Source organism: Lacticaseibacillus parakribbianus (genome assembly GCF_025490915.1).
GTDB lineage: Bacteria > Bacillota > Bacilli > Lactobacillales > Lactobacillaceae > Lacticaseibacillus > Lacticaseibacillus parakribbianus.
Genome location: NZ_JANQBA010000006.1, coordinates 32,902 through 50,514, shown reverse-complemented (window position 1 = coordinate 50,514; position 17,613 = coordinate 32,902). Strand labels below are relative to the sequence as shown.

General features: G+C 62.9%; 15 protein-coding genes. 7 read left to right on the top strand and 8 right to left on the bottom strand.

Translation table 11 applies throughout. The annotated features are described in order from the left end of the window. Nucleotides 1–602: 602 nt before the first annotated feature. The 3 genes from NUH19_RS06745 to NUH19_RS06735 all read left to right on the top strand — a co-directional run bounded on the left by NUH19_RS06745 (nucleotide 603) and on the right by NUH19_RS06735 (nucleotide 3,169). A complete protein-coding gene (locus tag NUH19_RS06745) occupies nucleotides 603–1,184 on the top strand; it encodes a helix-turn-helix transcriptional regulator (RefSeq protein ID WP_262315789.1) in 582 nt (193 codons plus the stop codon). Nucleotides 1,185–1,490: 306 nt separating this feature from the next. Beyond that, entirely contained in the window at nucleotides 1,491–2,402 is a 912-nt protein-coding gene (locus NUH19_RS06740) for an ABC transporter ATP-binding protein (RefSeq protein ID WP_262315788.1), read from the top strand. A 2-nt stretch (nucleotides 2,403–2,404) separates the two neighbouring features. After that, nucleotides 2,405–3,169 carry an ABC transporter permease gene (locus NUH19_RS06735; RefSeq protein WP_262315787.1) on the top strand — a complete coding sequence of 255 codons (765 nt, stop codon included), beginning with the start codon at nucleotides 2,405–2,407 and terminating at the stop codon, nucleotides 3,167–3,169. A 568-nt stretch (nucleotides 3,170–3,737) separates the two neighbouring features. On the opposite strand, the gene NUH19_RS06730 is transcribed toward NUH19_RS06735, so the two are convergent. Further along, nucleotides 3,738–4,235, bottom strand: coding sequence for a hypothetical protein (locus NUH19_RS06730; protein ID WP_262315786.1), 498 nt, complete (start codon nucleotides 4,233–4,235; stop codon nucleotides 3,738–3,740). 35 nt (nucleotides 4,236–4,270) lie between these two features. Beyond that, nucleotides 4,271–5,293, bottom strand: coding sequence for an acyltransferase (locus NUH19_RS06725; protein WP_262315785.1), 1,023 nt, complete (start codon nucleotides 5,291–5,293; stop codon nucleotides 4,271–4,273). A gap of 123 nt (nucleotides 5,294–5,416) precedes the next feature. On the opposite strand from NUH19_RS06725, the gene NUH19_RS06720 reads away from it, so the two are divergent. Together NUH19_RS06720 and NUH19_RS06715 are read left to right on the top strand one after the other, a co-directional pair. Next, the gene (locus NUH19_RS06720; RefSeq protein ID WP_262315784.1) at nucleotides 5,417–6,613 is read left to right on the top strand and encodes a VanZ family protein; all 1,197 of its coding nucleotides are present in this window, start codon (nucleotides 5,417–5,419) and stop codon (nucleotides 6,611–6,613) included. Nucleotides 6,614–6,748: 135 nt separating this feature from the next. Next, a complete protein-coding gene (locus NUH19_RS06715) occupies nucleotides 6,749–7,093 on the top strand; it encodes a helix-turn-helix domain-containing protein (RefSeq protein WP_262315783.1) in 345 nt (114 codons plus the stop codon). A gap of 408 nt (nucleotides 7,094–7,501) precedes the next feature. Here NUH19_RS06715 and NUH19_RS06710 read toward each other — a convergent pair whose 3' ends face one another. The 6 genes from NUH19_RS06710 to NUH19_RS06685 form a co-directional block, all read right to left on the bottom strand. Continuing rightward, the gene (locus tag NUH19_RS06710; protein WP_338085544.1) at nucleotides 7,502–8,374 is read right to left on the bottom strand and encodes an ATP-binding cassette domain-containing protein; all 873 of its coding nucleotides are present in this window, start codon (nucleotides 8,372–8,374) and stop codon (nucleotides 7,502–7,504) included. Further along, the gene (locus tag NUH19_RS06705; RefSeq protein WP_262315782.1) at nucleotides 8,367–9,416 is read right to left on the bottom strand and encodes an ABC transporter ATP-binding protein; all 1,050 of its coding nucleotides are present in this window, start codon (nucleotides 9,414–9,416) and stop codon (nucleotides 8,367–8,369) included. Before NUH19_RS06705 ends, NUH19_RS06710 begins: the two co-directional genes overlap by 8 nt. A gap of 233 nt (nucleotides 9,417–9,649) precedes the next feature. Continuing rightward, nucleotides 9,650–9,997, bottom strand: coding sequence for a hypothetical protein (locus tag NUH19_RS06700; protein ID WP_262315781.1), 348 nt, complete (start codon nucleotides 9,995–9,997; stop codon nucleotides 9,650–9,652). Nucleotides 9,998–10,001: 4 nt separating this feature from the next. Continuing rightward, complete coding sequence (locus tag NUH19_RS06695; RefSeq protein WP_338085543.1) at nucleotides 10,002–10,916, bottom strand: ABC transporter permease; 915 nt, start codon at nucleotides 10,914–10,916, stop codon at nucleotides 10,002–10,004. Between the two features lie 417 nt (nucleotides 10,917–11,333). Then, nucleotides 11,334–12,284: an ABC transporter permease gene (locus NUH19_RS06690; RefSeq protein ID WP_262315780.1), complete on the bottom strand. Its 951-nt coding sequence runs from the start codon at nucleotides 12,282–12,284 to the stop codon at nucleotides 11,334–11,336. 536 nt (nucleotides 12,285–12,820) lie between these two features. Then, nucleotides 12,821–14,494 (bottom strand): peptide ABC transporter substrate-binding protein, encoded by a 1,674-nt coding sequence (locus tag NUH19_RS06685; protein WP_420844675.1) that lies wholly within the window; start codon nucleotides 14,492–14,494, stop codon nucleotides 12,821–12,823. Nucleotides 14,495–15,136: 642 nt separating this feature from the next. Between NUH19_RS06685 and NUH19_RS06680 the strand changes: the two genes are divergently transcribed. Next, complete coding sequence (locus NUH19_RS06680; protein WP_420844674.1) at nucleotides 15,137–16,546, top strand: ABC transporter substrate-binding protein/permease; 1,410 nt, start codon at nucleotides 15,137–15,139, stop codon at nucleotides 16,544–16,546. After that, nucleotides 16,546–17,286: an amino acid ABC transporter ATP-binding protein gene (locus NUH19_RS06675; RefSeq protein ID WP_262315777.1), complete on the top strand. Its 741-nt coding sequence runs from the start codon at nucleotides 16,546–16,548 to the stop codon at nucleotides 17,284–17,286. Before NUH19_RS06680 ends, NUH19_RS06675 begins: the two co-directional genes overlap by 1 nt. Nucleotides 17,287–17,613: the final 327 nt, after the last annotated feature.

Here is a 17,613-nt window from a genome sequence, read left to right as displayed (position 1 = left end):
ATTCCACTTGTATAACAATGCGTTCAAACGTAACCTAAAAACAGACGCTCCATGTGTTCGACTGAAAAACTGGTTATTCAGTATAAGTCCAAAAGGCGCAACAGCACCCACGACTTAAACGGCATCGATTGAAAGCTGCAAACCAAACACGCTTACGGCCATCTAACAATTTAAGGACCTGCTTAAAAAAATCAAAACTATAGACATTCGCAAAGGATAAAGAACTGGAAGCTTGTTTGCCACGAAATTTAATTCACGCCCAAACCTACATTTTTAAATTGCCATTGACATCAAGTTAAAATCGGAGTTACAAGAAGCCCGAACTCAGTATAACGTTTTGCTAGTAAAAAAAAAGAAGCCAACACGCTTCTCTTTTTTCGTGGGGTGGCACGTTTGTGGCACATTCCATCAGCACATTATATAATATTGATTTAGCAAAGTGTCCTAAAGGGCAGTTTACACCGCGATTCTGAATTTCATTCGTTTGAGACGTTTATTTCCCGGGAAATACTGCCGCGTCCAACGCTTTTGACACCCGGCGGCAAGGCTTTGATGGTAGACTGGCATAGTTCCTGAGACGATGGGCAAGAGGAGGGCGAGACATGCAGATCGGCAAGCAGATTCAGACGCATCGCCAAGACCTGGGAATGACCCAAGACCAGCTGGCGGAGAAGCTGTACGTGTCGCGGCAGACCATCTCGAACTGGGAGAACGACCGCCACTACCCGGACATCGAGAACCTGCTTTTGCTGAGTGTATTGTTTCACACCTCCCTCGACGACTTAGTCAAAGGAGATGTTTCGGCAATGAAGCAAAAAGTGTTCACCGCTCGCTCGACGCGAGACGTCAAGTGGATGCTGGGGCTGCTGGCGGCGGCCATCGTGTCGATGGGCCCGACCGCGTTCATGGGGGCCCCGTGGTGGTGGCTGGTTCCCGGTCTGCTCTGGGTGGCGGCGATGGTGCCGGCCACCCACCTGGAAGTGCTCAAGCACCGCGCCGACGTGCGAACCTACCAAGAGATCATCGCCTACGAGAAAAACGGCGACATCGCGGCGCTGCGGGCCAGGCGCAGCAAGTGGCGCAACTTCTGGCAGTTGGCGCTGATCGTGGCGGTGTTCGGCGCCGTCGTCTTGGTGCTGGCACTGATTGTGATGGTGCCGTTCATGATCTGGGGCGGCCGGTGACCGCCTGAATTGCCGTCTGGCCCGGCGACCGGCTAAATTGGCGCTTGCCTCGGTAGTGCCGAGGCAAGCGCTTTTTGATTGGGTCGGGGCCGTGGCCCCATGTGACGGAACTGTTCGTGCGTCGCCTCGGCTCTGGCCGTATACTTAATCACGATAGCCGCTTGAATCTCCATCCCAAGGCGGATGTGACAGGGGCTTAACGTGTTATGCTATTCACAATGTGGATGCCGCCGGCAAGACCGGCGGTACCACATCACTGCGCCTGGGTTCACGCTGTGAGGCCAGGCGACACGGAGGAGGAGTAATATGAGCACAGTTTTGACAGTCGACCACCTCGACAAATCGTTCGGCAGCAAGCAGGTCCTGCACGGCGTCGACTTTTTCGTTGAGGAAGGGCACGTGGCGGGGCTGGTCGGCCCCAACGGTGCGGGGAAAAGCACAATTATGAAGGCCATCCTGGGGCTGATTCCGGTCAACGGTGGCGGCGTCGAGATCACCGGCCAACCGGTGTCCATCACTAGCCACCAGGCGCTGCGCAAGGTCGGGGCCTTGATCGAGTACCCGGGCATCTACCCGTTTTTGACCGGCCAGCAGCACCTCGAGCTGTTCGCTGATAAGCACAACAAGGCCGCCAACATCAAAGAAATTGTCGACGCGCTGGGCATGGGGACCTACATCAACCGCAAGGCCAAGCTCTACTCGCTGGGCATGAAGCAAAAGCTCGGCATCGCCCAGGCGCTGGTCAACCAGCCCAAGCTGGTCATCTTGGACGAGCCGATGAACGGCCTGGATCCCCAGGCGGTCAAGGACTTGCGCGACATCATTCGCAAAATGGCCGCCAACGGCACCAGCTTCCTGATTTCCAGCCACATTTTGTCCGAGCTGGAGAAGGTCGCCGATGACGTCTTGATCCTCAACCACGGCCACATCGTGCGGGAGACCGGCATGGCCGAGCTCGCGCATGACGGTGGCGTGACCTACGAGATCACCACCGGCAACCTCGACCAGGCCAAGGCCGCCTTGGCCACGGCCAACGTCGCCTTCACGCAAAACGGCCAAAATCTCGTGATCAAGGACGACGAAGCGGTTGGCACCCTGAACCAGGCGCTTTACGCCCTGGTGCAGCACGGCGTGGCCATCACCGCCGTCGACCAGAAGACGCGCGACCTCGAGGCGTCCTTCCTCGACATGGTCCAAAAAGACAAGAAGGAGGCTTAACCATGGGAACGTTGATCAAACAGGAATTTTACAAGCTTTTTCACAAAACCGGCACCTGGATTGCCATCGGCATCATGGTTGCCTTGCAGATTGTCTTCGCCATCGTCCGGATGGTCAACCCGGACCTCTTCACGCTCGGTGACCTCGTGTCCCTTGACTTCATGGGCGGCGGCCTGGTCATCATTTTGGCCGTCGCGGCGACCGCGAGCGTGGTTGCCCAGGAGTTCCAGTTCGGCACGATGAAGCAGCTTTTGTACCGCAAGTACTACCGCAGCCAGGTCTTCATCAGCAAGGTGATCACCATGGTCTTGTACCTTTTCATCCTGCAGGCCATCGCCACGATTGTCACCGTGGTGCTGTCCGTGACCACCGGCAAGTACGACTGGCTCAAGGTGGTCGGCAAACACGCCAACTGGGAGACTTACGGCATCAGCGTGATCGGCTTCTTCTTGGTCAGCCTGCTGTTGCTGTCCGTCGTGCTGCTGCTGTCGACGCTGCTCAAGAGCAACGCCGCGGCCGTTTCCACCGGGATCGTCGGCTACTTCCTGATGAACATCGCCTCGGGCATTTTCATCGCCCTGATCGACAAGTGGGAATTTCTCAAGTGGAACCCATTCACCTTCCTGATGGTCGGCAGCCAGGTGGCCAATGAGACCTACAGCAAAATGACCCACCTCTCGACGCCGGTGATGATCGGCGGTTCGCTGGTCTACACGGTGCTGTTCACCGTGATCGCCTACCTGAGCTTCCGCAAGCGGAGCGTGTAAGAACCAGAGCGTAAGGACGCGCTCTTAGCGGGACGGGTAGCCTAGCGCCAGCGCTTGAGGCCTGAACTTGGCCTCGAGTGCTGGTGCGTAGCTAGCCGCTCCCGCGTTGCGGCCTGAAGCTCGACGAACCAGAGCGTAAGCCGGCGGGATTAGCGGGACGGGTAGCCTAGCCCTGGCGTTGAGGCGGGTTATGCCTCGGCGCCAGGGCGTAGCTAGCCGCTCCCGCGTTGCCGGGTGAAGCTCGACGAAACCAGAGCGTAAGGACGCGCTCTTAGCGGGACGGGTAGCCTAGCGCCAGCGCTTGAGGCCCGAACTTGGCCTCGAGTGCTGGTGCGTAGCTAGCCGCTCCCGCGTTGCCGGGTGAAGCTCGACGAAACCAGAGCGTAAGGACGCGCTCTTAGCAGGACGGGTAGCCTAGCGCCAACGCTTGGGGCCCGAACTTGGCCTCGAGTGCTGGTGCGTAGCTAGCCGCCTCAACCACGAATTCGTCCGACACACCAAAACAACCGGTCCTCCCCAAGCGGGGGGCCGGTTGTTTGCTGTCTCGTCGGCATTTTGGTCGGCGGCGTCACTTGCTGAAGGTCACCGATTGGGGTTGTACGGCGGTGGTCGCACCCCAGGCGATCAGCGGCCAGCGCAGGGTGAAGGTGACGTGGGTCGCGGCGGTTTGCGGCGGCGCGGTGCCGGTCAAAACGAAGGTGCGGCCGCTGGCGCGAACCGTCAGCTCGCCGCCGCTGGCCGACACGATAGCGCCGGTGTAGGTGGTCAGGCCGCGGCCGCCGCCCCAGAGCCCAAGCATTAGCGCCAGCGCAACGGCCCCGCGCCAGACGCGACCGCGTGTGTTGGCCCGACGCGCGTCGAGCCCGAGACCGACCAGAATGGCAGCGACGCCGACCAGAATCAGGCCGCTGCCCAAACCGTTGGTTACGCCGCCCAAGGCGAGGCCGGCGCCGGGTTCGTAATCCTGAATGGGGAGGGGCATCGGCATCAGCAACACCGCGCCGAGGACAACGGTGCCGATGCCAAGCGGCGCCAGGTAGCGCCAGTGGTGGTGAGTTGCGGTCATGCGTCGTCGCTCCTTTGCCCGAAAGTCATCGTCAGTCAGCTTTTAACCGGCGTTCCCTGGCGGTGCAGCTGCTTTTGCCCCCAGTGATAGACCGCGCCGAACACCAGCGAGCCGGCCAGCACCAGCAGGTAGACCAAGACCAGCCAGTGCAACCCCGGCCGCACCAGCCCGACGCGCTGCAAGAGCCCAAGCACCAGCGGATGAACCAGGTAAACCGGCAGCGATACCGCGGCGAGAAAGGCGACGCCCCGCGGCAACGGCCGGTTCCAGTAGGCCTTAGCCAGCGAAAACCAGCCGGTCGCTTGCAGCAGAATCCACAGCCCGAGGTTGGCCTGGAAGGCCTGATCGAGGTGACCGGCGGCGACCGACGCGACTTGGGTCAGCCAGATCATGCCCAGGGTGCCGACCAGCCCGGCCGCGGCCAGCACCCAGGTCTGAAGCCGCGAGAGCGTCGCACGGTGCAGCGCGTAGCCCAGCACGAAGTAAAACACGTAGCTGCCAAGCGTCGGCACGTGAAACTGGGTCAAAAGCGCCAGCACCGGGCTGCCCGGCCGCAGGAACGGCTGGGCGGTGGCCGGCAGCACGGTGAACACCGCCGCAAGCGTCAGGGCCCAGCCCATCAGCCGCGGATTGGCCGTGATCGGCCGCAGCAGCGGCACCATCAGGTAGCAGCCGATCAAGGCGTAGAGGAACCAGAGGTGGAAGGGGCCGAGCAGCAGGGTGTGGGTGACTTGGGACCAGTCGTGCGACCGCACCCATTCGGCGACGGCGTAGATGAGGTTCCACGCGACCAGCATCACCACCAGCCGCAGCACGTTTTTGCGCAGCAGGCGAGCGAACGCGACGGGGCGGTCGGGATCGAGGAACAAGGCGCCGGAGATCATGATGAACAGCGGCACGGCGGCGCGGGTGCCGTTGTTCAGGGCGGCGGTCACTACCCAGTAGCTGCGAGCCGGGGGGCCGATTAAGAACTGCGAGGTGACGTGGGTCAAAACGACCAGCAGGCAGCCGAGGGCCCGTAGCGCGTCGAAGTAGAAGATGCGGTGAGATTGTGGCATGTGATGAACCTTTCATTATCCGTGATTGTGGCGTTAATTCAGTTTACCCCAAAGATTCGCGGCTGTTAACTTGCCGGTTAGTTTCATATAATGGAACTAGCCTAATCAAAGTGAGGAATGCCTGTGAGTGCCTATGTTTTTCCCCTCAAAATGGCGGCGCTGACCTTCCCGGTCATCGCGCTGCTCATCGCCTTGCCCTTCCTGCTCGGCCAGTACCGCCGCTACGGCAGCCTGATCGCCTGGCGAGCGGTGGTGGTCTACACCTTCATCTTCTACCTGCTGGCCGCCTACTTCCTGGTGATCCTGCCGCTGCCGGACCGCGCCAGCGTTGCGGCGTTGACCACGCCGCGCTACAGCCTGGTGCCGTTCCACGAGCTGGCCGAGTTCCTGGCGGCCACGCCGTTCGTCTGGAACCAGCCGGCGACCTGGCTGGCGACGGTGCGGGAGTCGACGTTTTTCATGCCGCTGTTCAACGTCGCCTTGACGCTGCCCTTCGGCGTGTATCTGCGCTACTACTTCAAGCGGCCGGTGTGGCAGGTGGTGATCGCGAGCTTCACGCTGAGTTTGTTCTTCGAGCTGACCCAGCTGTCCGGCCTGTACGGGTACTACCCGCGGCCGTACCGGCTGTTTGAGGTCGACGACCTGATCTTGAACACGCTTGGCGGGACGTTGGGTGGCCTGCTGGCGCCGACCTTGATGCGCGTTTTCCCGTCGCGCGACGAAATGGACCAAGCCGCCATCCAAAAAGGCCGACGCGTGACCTGGACGCGGCGGCTGGTGGCGATGCTGATCGATAACCTCATCGTGGCCAGCCTGCTCGGGGCCCTGGCTCACCTGCTGCTGCAGCTGCTCGGGGTCGCCACCGATCTGACCTTGTTCGGCAACGTCGCCGGGATGCTTTTGACCTTCGGCTTGGCGCCGCTTCTGATGAACGGCCAGACGCCGGGCAAACGGGCGGTGCGGATCCGCATCGTCCGGGCCGATGGCAGTCCCGCCAGCATCTGGCGGGTGTGGTGGCGCGAGTTCCTGCTGTACGGCGCCGCGTTCAACGTCATGCGAGCGTTCCAGTGGGTGTTCGAGCAGATTTTCAGCAAGTTCCACCGCACCGAGACCAACTTCATCTTGCTGGGACTGCTGGCGATACCCGCGGTGTTCTTGGTCGCCAACTTCCTCTGGGAGGTCGTGACCCGCGACAACCGCTACTTCTACGACGTCTGGGCCGACACGACCCAGATCAGCACGGTGCAAGACGCGACTTTGAGCGACCCAGCCGCCCCGGACGGCACCACCACCGACGACGACCGGCCGGAGCCGCGGTGAGCGAGACGGCGCCCTTGACCGCTCGCGGCAAGGCAAGCAGGATGACCGACGACGTAAGCGGTGCTTTTTCCCTGCCCCCAATCCGCGACCAAGTGCGTTACAATAGAGTTAAGTAACGCCCAAAGGAGGCACACCATGGCAAACGCAACGCGCTACACGGTTGTTAACGCACAAGGGGAATTCCTGGAGGCCGACAGCCTGCTGCTGCTTGCCGCGTGGACCCCAGACATTCGCCGCACCTGGCTGACTTACAGCGAGCTGGAGGCGCGGCGCGTCGCCCACCAATCCGAGGGCCAGGCGGTCGCCGTGACCCTCACGCCGCTTCTGCCCGACGGCGAGACCGTGTCGCACCGCGGCCTGCCGATTGCCGTGCAAAAGCAGGTGATCGCGATGCGCGAGCAGGGCATGTCCTACCGCGGCATCGCCCGGCTGCTCAACATCAGCAAGTCGACGGTCGGCAACATCGTCAGCCGCAAGTGACCAGTCGGACGTCAAAAGCGAGCCGCTTTCCCGAATTCGGGAAGGCGGCTCGCTTTAGTTTTGTCGCGGCCCAGCAAAGCCGTGCGAAGGCTGGCCGCACGGTTCGAGGGGCCCGGCGGCCGCGGCCCTTAGCTCGCCAAACGATTTCGTACCCGTCCCGCTAAACCCGCCGGGCTTCGCCCTGGATTGTCGGGCTCCGCGACGCAACGCGGGAGCGGCTAGCTACGCCGCGGGACTTGGGGCTAGGCTACCCGTCCCGCTAAATACGCGCCGCTCCGCCCTGGATCGTCGGGCTCCGCGACGCAACGCGAACGCGATTAGCTAGGGCCGTCACTCGAGGCCAAGCCCAGGCCTCAAGCAACGGCCCGGCGCTACTCGGTTCGCTAAATACGCGCCGCTCCGCCCTGGTCACTGCAGCACCCAGTGGTCTTTTGCCACTGGGGTCAACTTGGCGTCTGGGGCCGGGGCCGAACTGGTGTCTGGGACCAGGATTTTTTGGTGCTCGTAGATTGGGTCGGCGTGGGGGACCGCCGACAGGAGCGACTTGGTGTAGGGATGGCGCGGGTCGGTGTAGACGGCGGCCGTGGCGCCGGCCTCGACGATGCGGCCGTGCGACATCACCAGCACCCGGTCGCAGAGGTACCGCACCATCGACAGGTCATGCGCGATGAACAGGTAGGTCAGGTGGCGGTCGCGCTGAATCTGCCGCAGCAAGTTGACAATCTGCGCCTGAATCGAGACGTCAAGCGCCGAGATCGGCTCGTCCAGCACCAGAAACTCGGGCTGCACCGCGAGGGCCCGGGCGATGCCGATGCGCTGGCGCTGGCCGCCGGAGAACTCGTGGGGGAACCGGTTGGCGGCGTCGGGCGGCAGCCCGACCTGGGCCAAAAGCGCCTGAACCTGGTCGCGGCGTTCGGCCGCGCTGTTGGCCAGGCGGAAGTTTTCGATGCCCTCGGCGATCGCGTCGCCGACTTTTTGCCGCGGGTCCAGGCTCGAGAAGGGGTCCTGGAAAATCAGCTGGACCTGGCGGCGGAAGGCGCGGCGGTCGAAGCCCCGGGCTCCCAGCACCTGGCCGCGGTAGCTGACGGTGCCGCTCGTGATCGGGCCGATGCCGGCGATGGCGCGGCCGGTGGTGCTTTTGCCCGAGCCCGACTCGCCGACCAGGCCGACGGTGGTGCCGGCGTCAATGGCGAAGCTCACCCGGTCGACGGCGGTCAGGGCCCGGCGGTTTTTCCTGAAAATAACACTGAGGTCTTGGACTGCAACTAACGGCTCAGGCATGGCTGGCCTCCTTCATGATTGCGGCGTAACGGGCCCAGCGGCGCTGGATGCTGACCGGCGGCTGGTAAGGCGGGGTGCGGGGGTCGAGCAGCCACGACCGCACCCGGTGGGTCGGCGTGACGGCAAAGACCGGCGGCGCCTGCTGGTAATCGATCGCCAACGCCTGGGGATTGCGCGGGGCGAACGGGTCGCCGACCGGCAGCTGGTGCATGTCCGGCGGGGTGCCGGGCAGCGTGAACAGCTCGCTGCGATCGGCCGTGTCGTCTGGTACGGCGTCGAGCAGCCCCCAGGTGTAGGGGTGCTGCGGGTGGTAGAAAATCTCGGTGGCGGTGCCGACCTCGACAATCTGGCCGGCATACATGATGGCGACGCGGTCGGCGATGTTGGCGACCACGCCCAGGTCGTGGGTGATGAAAACGACGCTGAGGTCGCGCTTGGCTTTTTGCGCCTGAATCAGCGCCAGCACCTGCGCCTGCAGGGTGACGTCAAGCGCCGTGGTCGGCTCGTCGGCGATCAAAACCCGCGGCTGGGCGATCAGCGCCTGGGCGATCATCACGCGCTGGCGCTGGCCGCCCGACAGCTCGTGCGGGTACTTGCTGGCGACTAGGGCCGGGTCGGGCAGCTCGACGTCGGCGATCGCTTCCAGCACCGCCTGGCGCAGCGCGGCTTTGCCCGGGTGGTGCCAGACGGTCAGCGCCTCGCCAATCTGGCGGCCGATGCGCATGGTCGGGTTCAGGGCACTCAGGGGGTCTTGAAAAATCAGGGACGCCAGCCGGCCGCGAACCCCGGCGAAGTCCCGCGGCGTCGCGTGGGTCAAGTCGACGTCGGCCAGGCGCATGGCATCGGTCGTGACGGTCGCGTCCTTGCCCAACAGACCGAGCAGCGCGTGGGTCGTGACGGACTTGCCGGAGCCGGATTCGCCGACAATCGCCAGCGTCTCGCCTTGATGGACGGTCAGGTCGACCCCGTTGACGGCGTGGAGAATGCCGTGGTCTTCTTGGAACTGAACGTGCAGGTTTTGAATCTCAATGATGTCTGACATGGTGTCCTCCAATTAAAAAGCGGCGCCGCGCATTCTGTCCGGGACGAGTCGACCGGGTGTGGCACCTGGGCCAGCCCTTGGCCCGGCGTTGCGGCCTCGGTGCAAGCGGTCTTGGCTTCGCGCCTCAGTGCAAGCAACTTCCGCGATGCTCGGCCCAGCACGTTTAAGCGAGAGGGCCCAGCCCGTTGACGCGAGAAGGCCGATCCCGTTTAACGCGAGAGGGCCCAGCCCGTTTACAGCAAGGTGTCCAAGGCGGCGCCGATGGCGATTGCCGCGGCGAGCCCGGCGATCAACCGCAGCGGTCGCGGGGTCGCCCGGCGATAGGCGGCACCGAGCCGGCCCGGCCGGAGGGGCGAGACCAGCAGGCGGCCGGCCAGGGCCAAGGCGGTCAGGCCGGCCACGCCCCAGCTCAGGCTGTGGCCGGTCCAAAGCACGGCCACGGCCAGCGGGTAGCGGGTCAGGTTCCAAGCCAAAGCGGCCAGGCCAAGGGCCAGCCCCAGACCGAGCAAGGCAATGTGCCGGCGCCTAAGCTGACGCTGCGGCAAGGGTGCGAGCGGCGTTTTGGCGTGAGTCACTGGCATGCGCTCACCCCCTGAACTTGGGGTCGAGGGCGTCGCGCAGCCCGTCGCCCAGAATGTTGAAGGCCAAGACGATGACGACCAGAATCGCCACCGGGATGTACAGCTGGCTGGGCGACTGCAGCATCTGGTTTTGCCCGTCCGAGATCAAAAGCCCGAGGCTGGTGTTCGGCGCCTGGATGCCCAGGCCTAGGAAGCTCAGCCCGGCCTCGGCGAAAATGTTGCCGGGGATGCTTTGGCCGATGTCCAGAATCAAAATGCTCATCATGTTCGGCACCAGGTGTCGCGCCATGATTTTGTAGAGCGGGGTGTCAAGCATCACCGCGGCGGTGACGTAATCGGCCTGGCGCAGCTGCAGCACCAGCCCCCGGGCCTGCCGCGCCGCCCCCGACCAGCTGGTGATTGCCAAAGCGAACAGCATCGTGGAGACGCCGTTGCCCAGCACGATCATGATGATCATGGTGACGAGCAGCCCCGGCAGCGAGTTGAAAATCTCGATGATGCGCATCAAAAGCTCATCGACCCAGCCGCCGAAGAAGCTCATCACCATGCCGTAGACGGTGCCAAAGCCGATGGCCAAAAACGTGGCGACCAGCCCGACGGCCAAAGACACCCGGACGCCCAGGCAGGTGCGAACGAACAGGTCGCGGCCCAGGTGGTCGGTGCCGAACCAATGCGCGGCACTCGGCGCCGCGTTCCGCAGGTTGACGTGAATCGTGTAGGGGCTGGCGCTAGACGCCAGCGGCCCGATCAAGGCGACGAGGACCAGCGCCAGCAAAATGACCAGCCAGACCATGGCCAGGTGGTCCTTGAGCAGCTTATGCCCCGCGGCCTGCCAGAACCCGATGCTTTTGGGCGGTTGCGCGGTTGGCGCAGCCGCATCGGGCCGGCGTGACACGAAGCGAAAGGCGGAATTATCCATGGTGACCTCCAATGATTGTTGTGCGAGTGTGGCGGTGAGCGGTGACACGCTCGAAACGGGCTTCCCGTGACGTCGCCGAAGTGCGTCCTGCTCGGGTCGCCTGGGGCCAAGTGCCGGCCCCAAGCGCTACGGCTAGGCTACCCGTCCCGCTAAGGTCGCTCGGCGCCACCCTCTAAACGGGTTCCGCCGAGCAACGCGGGAGCGGCTAGCGACGCCGCGTCACTCGGGGCCAAGTGCAGGCCCCAAGCGCCACGGCTAGGCTACCCGTCCCGCTAAGGCCGCTCGGCTCCGCCCCTAAACGGGTTCCGCCGAGCAACGCGGGAGCGGCTAGCGACGCCGCGTCACTCGGGACCAAGTGCAGGCCCCAAGCACCACGGCTAGGCTACCCGTCCCGCTAAGGCCGCTCGGCGCCACCCTCTAATCCTGGTACAGTTTGATTCTTGGATCCACCGCCATGTACAGCAGGTCGGTGAGAAACAGGGTGACGATGTAGAGCGCCGCCAGCAGCACGGTTTCGCCCATCACAATCGGCACGTCGCGGTTGGTCAGCGCCTGAACGAAGTACTGACCGACGCCGGGAATGACGAAAATGCTTTCGACGAACACCGAACCGGTGATGCCGAACGCGACCGTGACCGGCAGGCTGGTGACAATCGGAATCGCGGCGTTACGAATCACGTGGTGAAGCACAATCCGCGGCTCGGACAGCCCCTTGGCCCGGGCGGTCAGCACGTAATCGGCCGACAGCACGTCGAGCATCGAGTTTTTCAGCAACCGGGCGTAAGCGGCGATGTAGCCAAGCCCCCCGGCGATGGTCGGCAAAATGGTGTAGGACCAGCCGCCCCACCAAAGCTGCGCCCCCTCCGGCCAGCCGATGATGGGGAACCACCCGAGCTTGCCGCCGAAGTAGCTTTGCAAAAGCAGCGCGATAATCAGGCTGGGCACGGACATCAGAAGTAAAACGGCCACCGTGATCAGCCGGTCGACCCAGGTGTTTTTGAACACCGCGGCCAAAACGCCGAGGAGAAGCCCCAGGGGGATGCCGATCAGCATCTCCTGCAGCCCCAGCCTGGCACTCGGCGGCAGCTTCTCGGCCAACACGCGGCTCATGGTCTCGCTGGGGTCGACGATCGACGTGCCGAAGTCGCCGTGCAGCATCTTGACCATGGTCAGGCCGTAGCGCTCAAGCACCGGCTTGTCCAGCCCGGTGTTGGCGTAGACCTGCCGCCGCGTCGCCGCCGGTAGCCGGTCGGTTTGCGCCGACAGCGCGTCGCCCGGCACCGCCGCCAGCAGGAAAAAGGTGGCACTGGCGATGAGAAACAGTGAGACGAACAGCTCAACGAGCCGCCTCAAAATGATTTTGAACATGACTTTCTCCTTGTGGCGAGGATGTCGATGGACGTCGTGAGACAGTTTCAATCCTCGGTGGTCGTGGCACCAATCGTCCAGCCGATCGCAACGTGTGGCCTGAATCCGCGCCTTGATTGCAAGATGCCGATTCGGGCTCCCAAACGCGTTTCGCACAGGTCGTGAGTCGATTACCCAAGCGCCTGACGCCCAGCACAACCACTATGTAGCGGCCGCAGGGCCCCGGGCCACCTCGGACCGTGAAAGGATTGGCGGCCCGGATGACCCGCGGGTCTTGCGGGGCATTCGCGCGGCCAATCCCGGCAAAAGCTGAGACAAGCACGGGGCCGTAGGCAACGGCTTGGCTCAGCTTTTAGGCCGGAGCCGTGCGGAGGCCGGCCGCACCGTTCGAGGTGGCCCGGGGCCCGGAGGCCGCGGCCTTCAAACGGGTTCCCTGCAGCAACGCGGGAGCGGCTAGCGACGCCGCGTTACTCGGGACCAGGCCCGCGTCCCAAGCGCCACGGCTAGGCTACCGGTCCCGCTAAACCCGCCGCAGCTCACCCTCTCGTCGCGTAGACGTAATCCAAATCCGGGCCGAAGGTTGGGGTCTGAATGCCCTTGATGTCCTTGGCGACATAGTAGCGGTTTTGGTCGGAGATCAGCGGGGCGACGCCGTAGTCCTTGGTCAAAAGCAGCGTCTCCAGGCGCTTGTAGATGGCCAGGCGCGACTTGGTGTCGGCGACCGGCGCCAGCGTCGCGTAGAGCTTGTCGTAGGCGGGGTCGTTGTAGCCGCCGAAGAACTGCTGGAAGCCGCCGGTGGAGACCCACAGGTTCAGGAAGGTCGACGGATCGTCGTAGTCGCCGTTCCAGCCGTTGGTCAACAGGTCGTACTTGTTGCCATTACGCGCGGCGATGAAGGACGCGGAATCCGGGGCGACCACGGCCTTGACGGTGATGCCAAGCGACTGCTTGTAGGTTTGGGCCAGAAAGCTCGAGGTGTCCTCGTCGCCGGCCATGGTCAGGTAGGTCAGCTTGACCTTCGCCAGGTCGGTCGACTGGCCGAGCTCCTTGAGGCCGGCCTTGAAAAGCGCCTGGAGCTTGGCGTTCGTGTTGTACTTGGCCAAGGCTGGTTTCAGCAGGTCGCCGGCGTAGTCGTGGTAGTTGCTGGTGCCAACGGAGATCGAGGCCGGCACGAAGCTGTAGACCGCCTTGCTCTGGCCGTTGGCGACGGCCTTGTTGTAGGCCTCGCGGTTGATGGCCAAAGACAGCGCCTGGCGAATTTTGGCGTTGGTCATCAGCTTAGACAGGCCGCCGTTGTGCTGGTTGAAGGCCAAAAAGGAGGTGTTGCCGCTGGCCTGCGTCGACTTGCTCAGCTTGGCGCTTGAGGATAGCTTGTCAAAATCGGCGGCCTGGGCCCCGCTGGCCTTCACGAAGTCCAGCTGCCCGGATTGCAGAAGCGACAAGACGGTCGCGTCCTTGGCGGTGGTGGTGATGTTGACCTTAGTGAAGCTGACCTTCTTGGCGTTCCAGAACTTCGGGTTTTTGGCCAGCACGATCTTGCCGTTCTTCTTCCAGGACTGGATGGTGTAGGCGCCGTTGGAGACCTGGTCTTGCCAATCGGTCTTCCAGGCCTTGGTGCCGCCGGCCTTTTGGATCAAATCCAGCCGCACGGGGTAGAAGACGACGCTTGCGAGCTTCTTGAGGAAGTACGGGGTCTTGTTGGCGAGCGTCAGCTGCAGGGTGTGGGCGTCAAGCGCCTTGGCACCGACCTGCGCCGCGGTACCCTTGCCGGTGTTGAAGGCCTCGGCCCCCCGTATGTCGTAGGCCATGGAGGCGTAGGCGAACGCGTTCTTGGGGGTCAGCTCGCGGATGATGGAGTCGACGAACTGCTGGGCGGTCACCGCCTTGCCGTCGCTCCACTTGGCGTCCCGCAGCTTGAACGTGTAGGTCAGACCGTCCTTGGAGACGGTGTAGGACTTGGCCTGCGCCAGCTGCAGCCCGTCGTGGCCGTTCTTGGAGGTGATGCGAAACAGCCCTTCTTGGGTGGCGTTCAGCACGTCGAACTCGTTGGCGTTACGCACGTCGTTGACGTCGACGGTGGTGGGATCGGAGGCCTGAACCAGATTCAGCGTGGCCGTTGTGGCCGCGTTTTGCTTGCCGCCGCAAGCGCTGAGCAACAGCGTTAAGGCGGCGGCGGTCAGGGTGATGCCAAGTGTTTTTCTCTTCATAATCAATTCTCTCCTTGAGTGGCGTCGCACGGGGCGGCCAAGCCGGTGCGACGCGGTGCGATCGCCTTGCGTCTGCAGTCGCAAGGTGGTCGATTGGATACAAAAAGGCGGTGTGACAAGAATCGCTTCTCGTCACACCGCCAGTCGTTGCGCTCACAAAAACAGGGTTAGACCGTGACCGGTCGCCGGTGAGCATGCACTACGGGTACGTGAAAGAAGCCGTTATGATTGTCATAACAGCAACACATAGCCATGCACATGCTCAGCGTAACCTGGGCCATGGTAATCCCTCCCTTGCGAACTTGAGTCAAGCCTACTGCATGACATTTTTCCTGTCAACCTTAAAAACTGATTTCATTTCGGTGGCAGTCGCCATAAATTTCAAAGAAAGCCGGCGCGACCCCTGTGATCGCTGCCAATTCCCGCCGGTTAAGGCGCCACCCGCCGCCCAAGCGAATGAGAGCGGGATTTAATTACCGCTAATGTCAGCTTAGCTCACATTATCACTCGACCCGTCCGAGCATTATGGGTATGCTCGTTCTTGTGCCGTCGCGGCCGCGGCGGTCACCCAACAAAACAAGGAAAGCGGTGTAGGTGATGAGACGCAAGCTATGGGTGCCGGTATTGGCGCTGTTGCTATCGATTATGACATGGGGGAAGCCCCAGGAACAGCAGGTGCAGGCAGCCGAACAGACCTACACCATCGGGACGGACGTGACCTTCGCCCCCTTCGAATTCGCGGACAAGAACAACCAGTACGTCGGCATCGACATCGACTTGCTCAACGCGATCGGCAAGGCCGAGGGGTTCAAGGTGCAGTGGAAAATCCTGGGCTTCAACGCGGCGGTTCAGGCGCTTGAGGCCAAGCAGGTCGACGGCGTGATGGCGGGGATGAGCATCACCCCCGAGCGGCAGCAGAAGTTCGCGATGTCCGACCCGTACTACCAGTCGGGCATCGCGATGGCGGTCGCCAAAACCAGCAAGGTCTCGGGCCTGGCCGGCTTGCGCGGCAAGCGCGTGGCGGTCAAAACCGGCACGGAATCGGCCGCCTTTGCGACGGCTCACGCCAAGCGGTACGGCTTTTCCGTCGTCACCTTCGACGACTCCAACAACGTCTACCAAGACGTGACCTCCGGCAACTCGCAGGCCTGCTTCGAGGACTTCCCGGTGATGCAGTACGGCATCGCCCAGGGCGTCGCGTTGCGGGTGGTCAACTCAAAGCCTTACGCGGCCAACGACTACGGCATCGCGGTGCAAAAGGCCAAGCCGCAGCTGGTCGCAAAGATTAACGCCGGCCTCAAGAAGCTGCGAGCGTCGGGCGACTACGCCAAGATCGTCGCCAAGTACGTCGGCGACGGCTCGCAAAAGTCGCAGTCGGCGGCGACCAAGAAGACCCAAGAAACCGATCGCAGCTTCTGGGGCCTGTTGAAGGCCAACCGCCAGACGCTTGTGGCCGGGCTGGCCGAGACGCTGGAGCTGACCGTGGTCGGCATCCTCTGCGCCACCGTGGTCGGCATCCTGGTCGGGCTGCTCGGCGTGATTCCCAACCGCTTCGCCCAAGGCGTCGCCGCGACCTTCGTCTACGTGTTCCGCGGCCTGCCGATGATCGTGTTGGCCCTGTTCATCTACACCGGGGTGCCGGGGCTGATTGGTTTCAAAATTCCGGCCTTCGTCGCCGGCATCATCACCCTGACGCTCAACGAAGGGGCCTACACGGCGGCCTTCGTCAAGGGCGGCATCGCGGCGGTCGACCGTGGCCAGATGGAGGCGGCGCGAAGCCTCGGCCTGCCTTGGGGCAAGGCGATGCGGCGCGTGATCCTGCCGCAGGGCATCCGCATCATGATTCCAAGCTTCGTCAACCAGTTCATCATCACGCTCAAGGACACCTCGATCCTGTCGGTGCTGGGCCTCTTGGAGCTGACCCAGACCGGTAAAATCATCATCGCCCGGAACATGGAGGGCTTCAAGATCTGGACGATTGTCGCCTTGATCTACCTGATCTTGATCACCCTGTTGACCTGGCTGTCCAACTACATCCAAAAGAAGGTGCGATAATGACCAAGACCCGAATCGAAATGAAGGACGTTCACAAGCGCTACGGTCACAACGAGGTGATCAAGGGCGTCAACCTGGCGGTGCAAGACAACGAGGTCGTCGTGCTGATCGGCGCCTCCGGGGCGGGGAAAAGCACGGTGCTGCGGATGATGAACGGCCTGGAAACCACCAGCGCCGGCGAGATCCTAATCGACGGCGTCGACATCGCCAAGCCGCACGTCAACATCGACCAGGTGCGAACCAAAATCGGCATGGTGTTCCAGCACTTCAACCTTTTTCCCAACCTCACCGTGCTGGGCAACATCACGCTGGCGCCGGTCGAGCTGGGTCTGATGAGCAAGGACGCGGCCGCCAAGGAAGGGCGGCGCCTGCTGGATGTGGTCGGCCTGGCCGACAAGGCGGATGCCCGGCCGGCCAAGCTCTCCGGCGGCCAAAAGCAGCGCGTCGCCATCGCCCGGGCCCTGGCGATGAAGCCGGACATCATGCTGTTCGACGAGCCGACCTCGGCGCTTGACCCGGAAATGGTCGGCGACGTCCTGGCCGTCATGCGCAAGCTGGCCAAGCAGGGCATGACCATGGTGATCGTGACCCACGAAATGGGCTTTGCCAAGGAGGTCGCCGACCGCGTCGTCTTCTTCGGCGACGGCCAGATTATGGAGCAGGGGACCCCGGAGCAGATCTTCAACCACCCGCAGTGCCCGAGGCTGCAGAGCTTCTTGGAAAAGGTGTTGGAGGCGTAACCGAACAACCGTTGTGGCCGTCACGCGTGAGCGTGGCGGCCTTTTTGGTGCCGCGACGAAGATTAAGGCCACGCTAACTTGCGGCGCGTGGCGGTGGTCGCACCGCCGCCGCCGCGTTAGTGACGGCTGCACGGCGGCCAACCGCTGAGGTGCCAATCGGCAGGCCGTTGTTCGTGCGACAACGGGCCGCGGTGCGACGCCTCCTGGTCCCCTTGGCTAAAGTTAGTGTCGGCGAACTTACCGAAATGCCTAGTTACGGGCATTCGTCAGCGAAACCGTCGCGGAATGCGCTGGAGCTCGCCTCACATAAAAATTTAATTAAGCGTG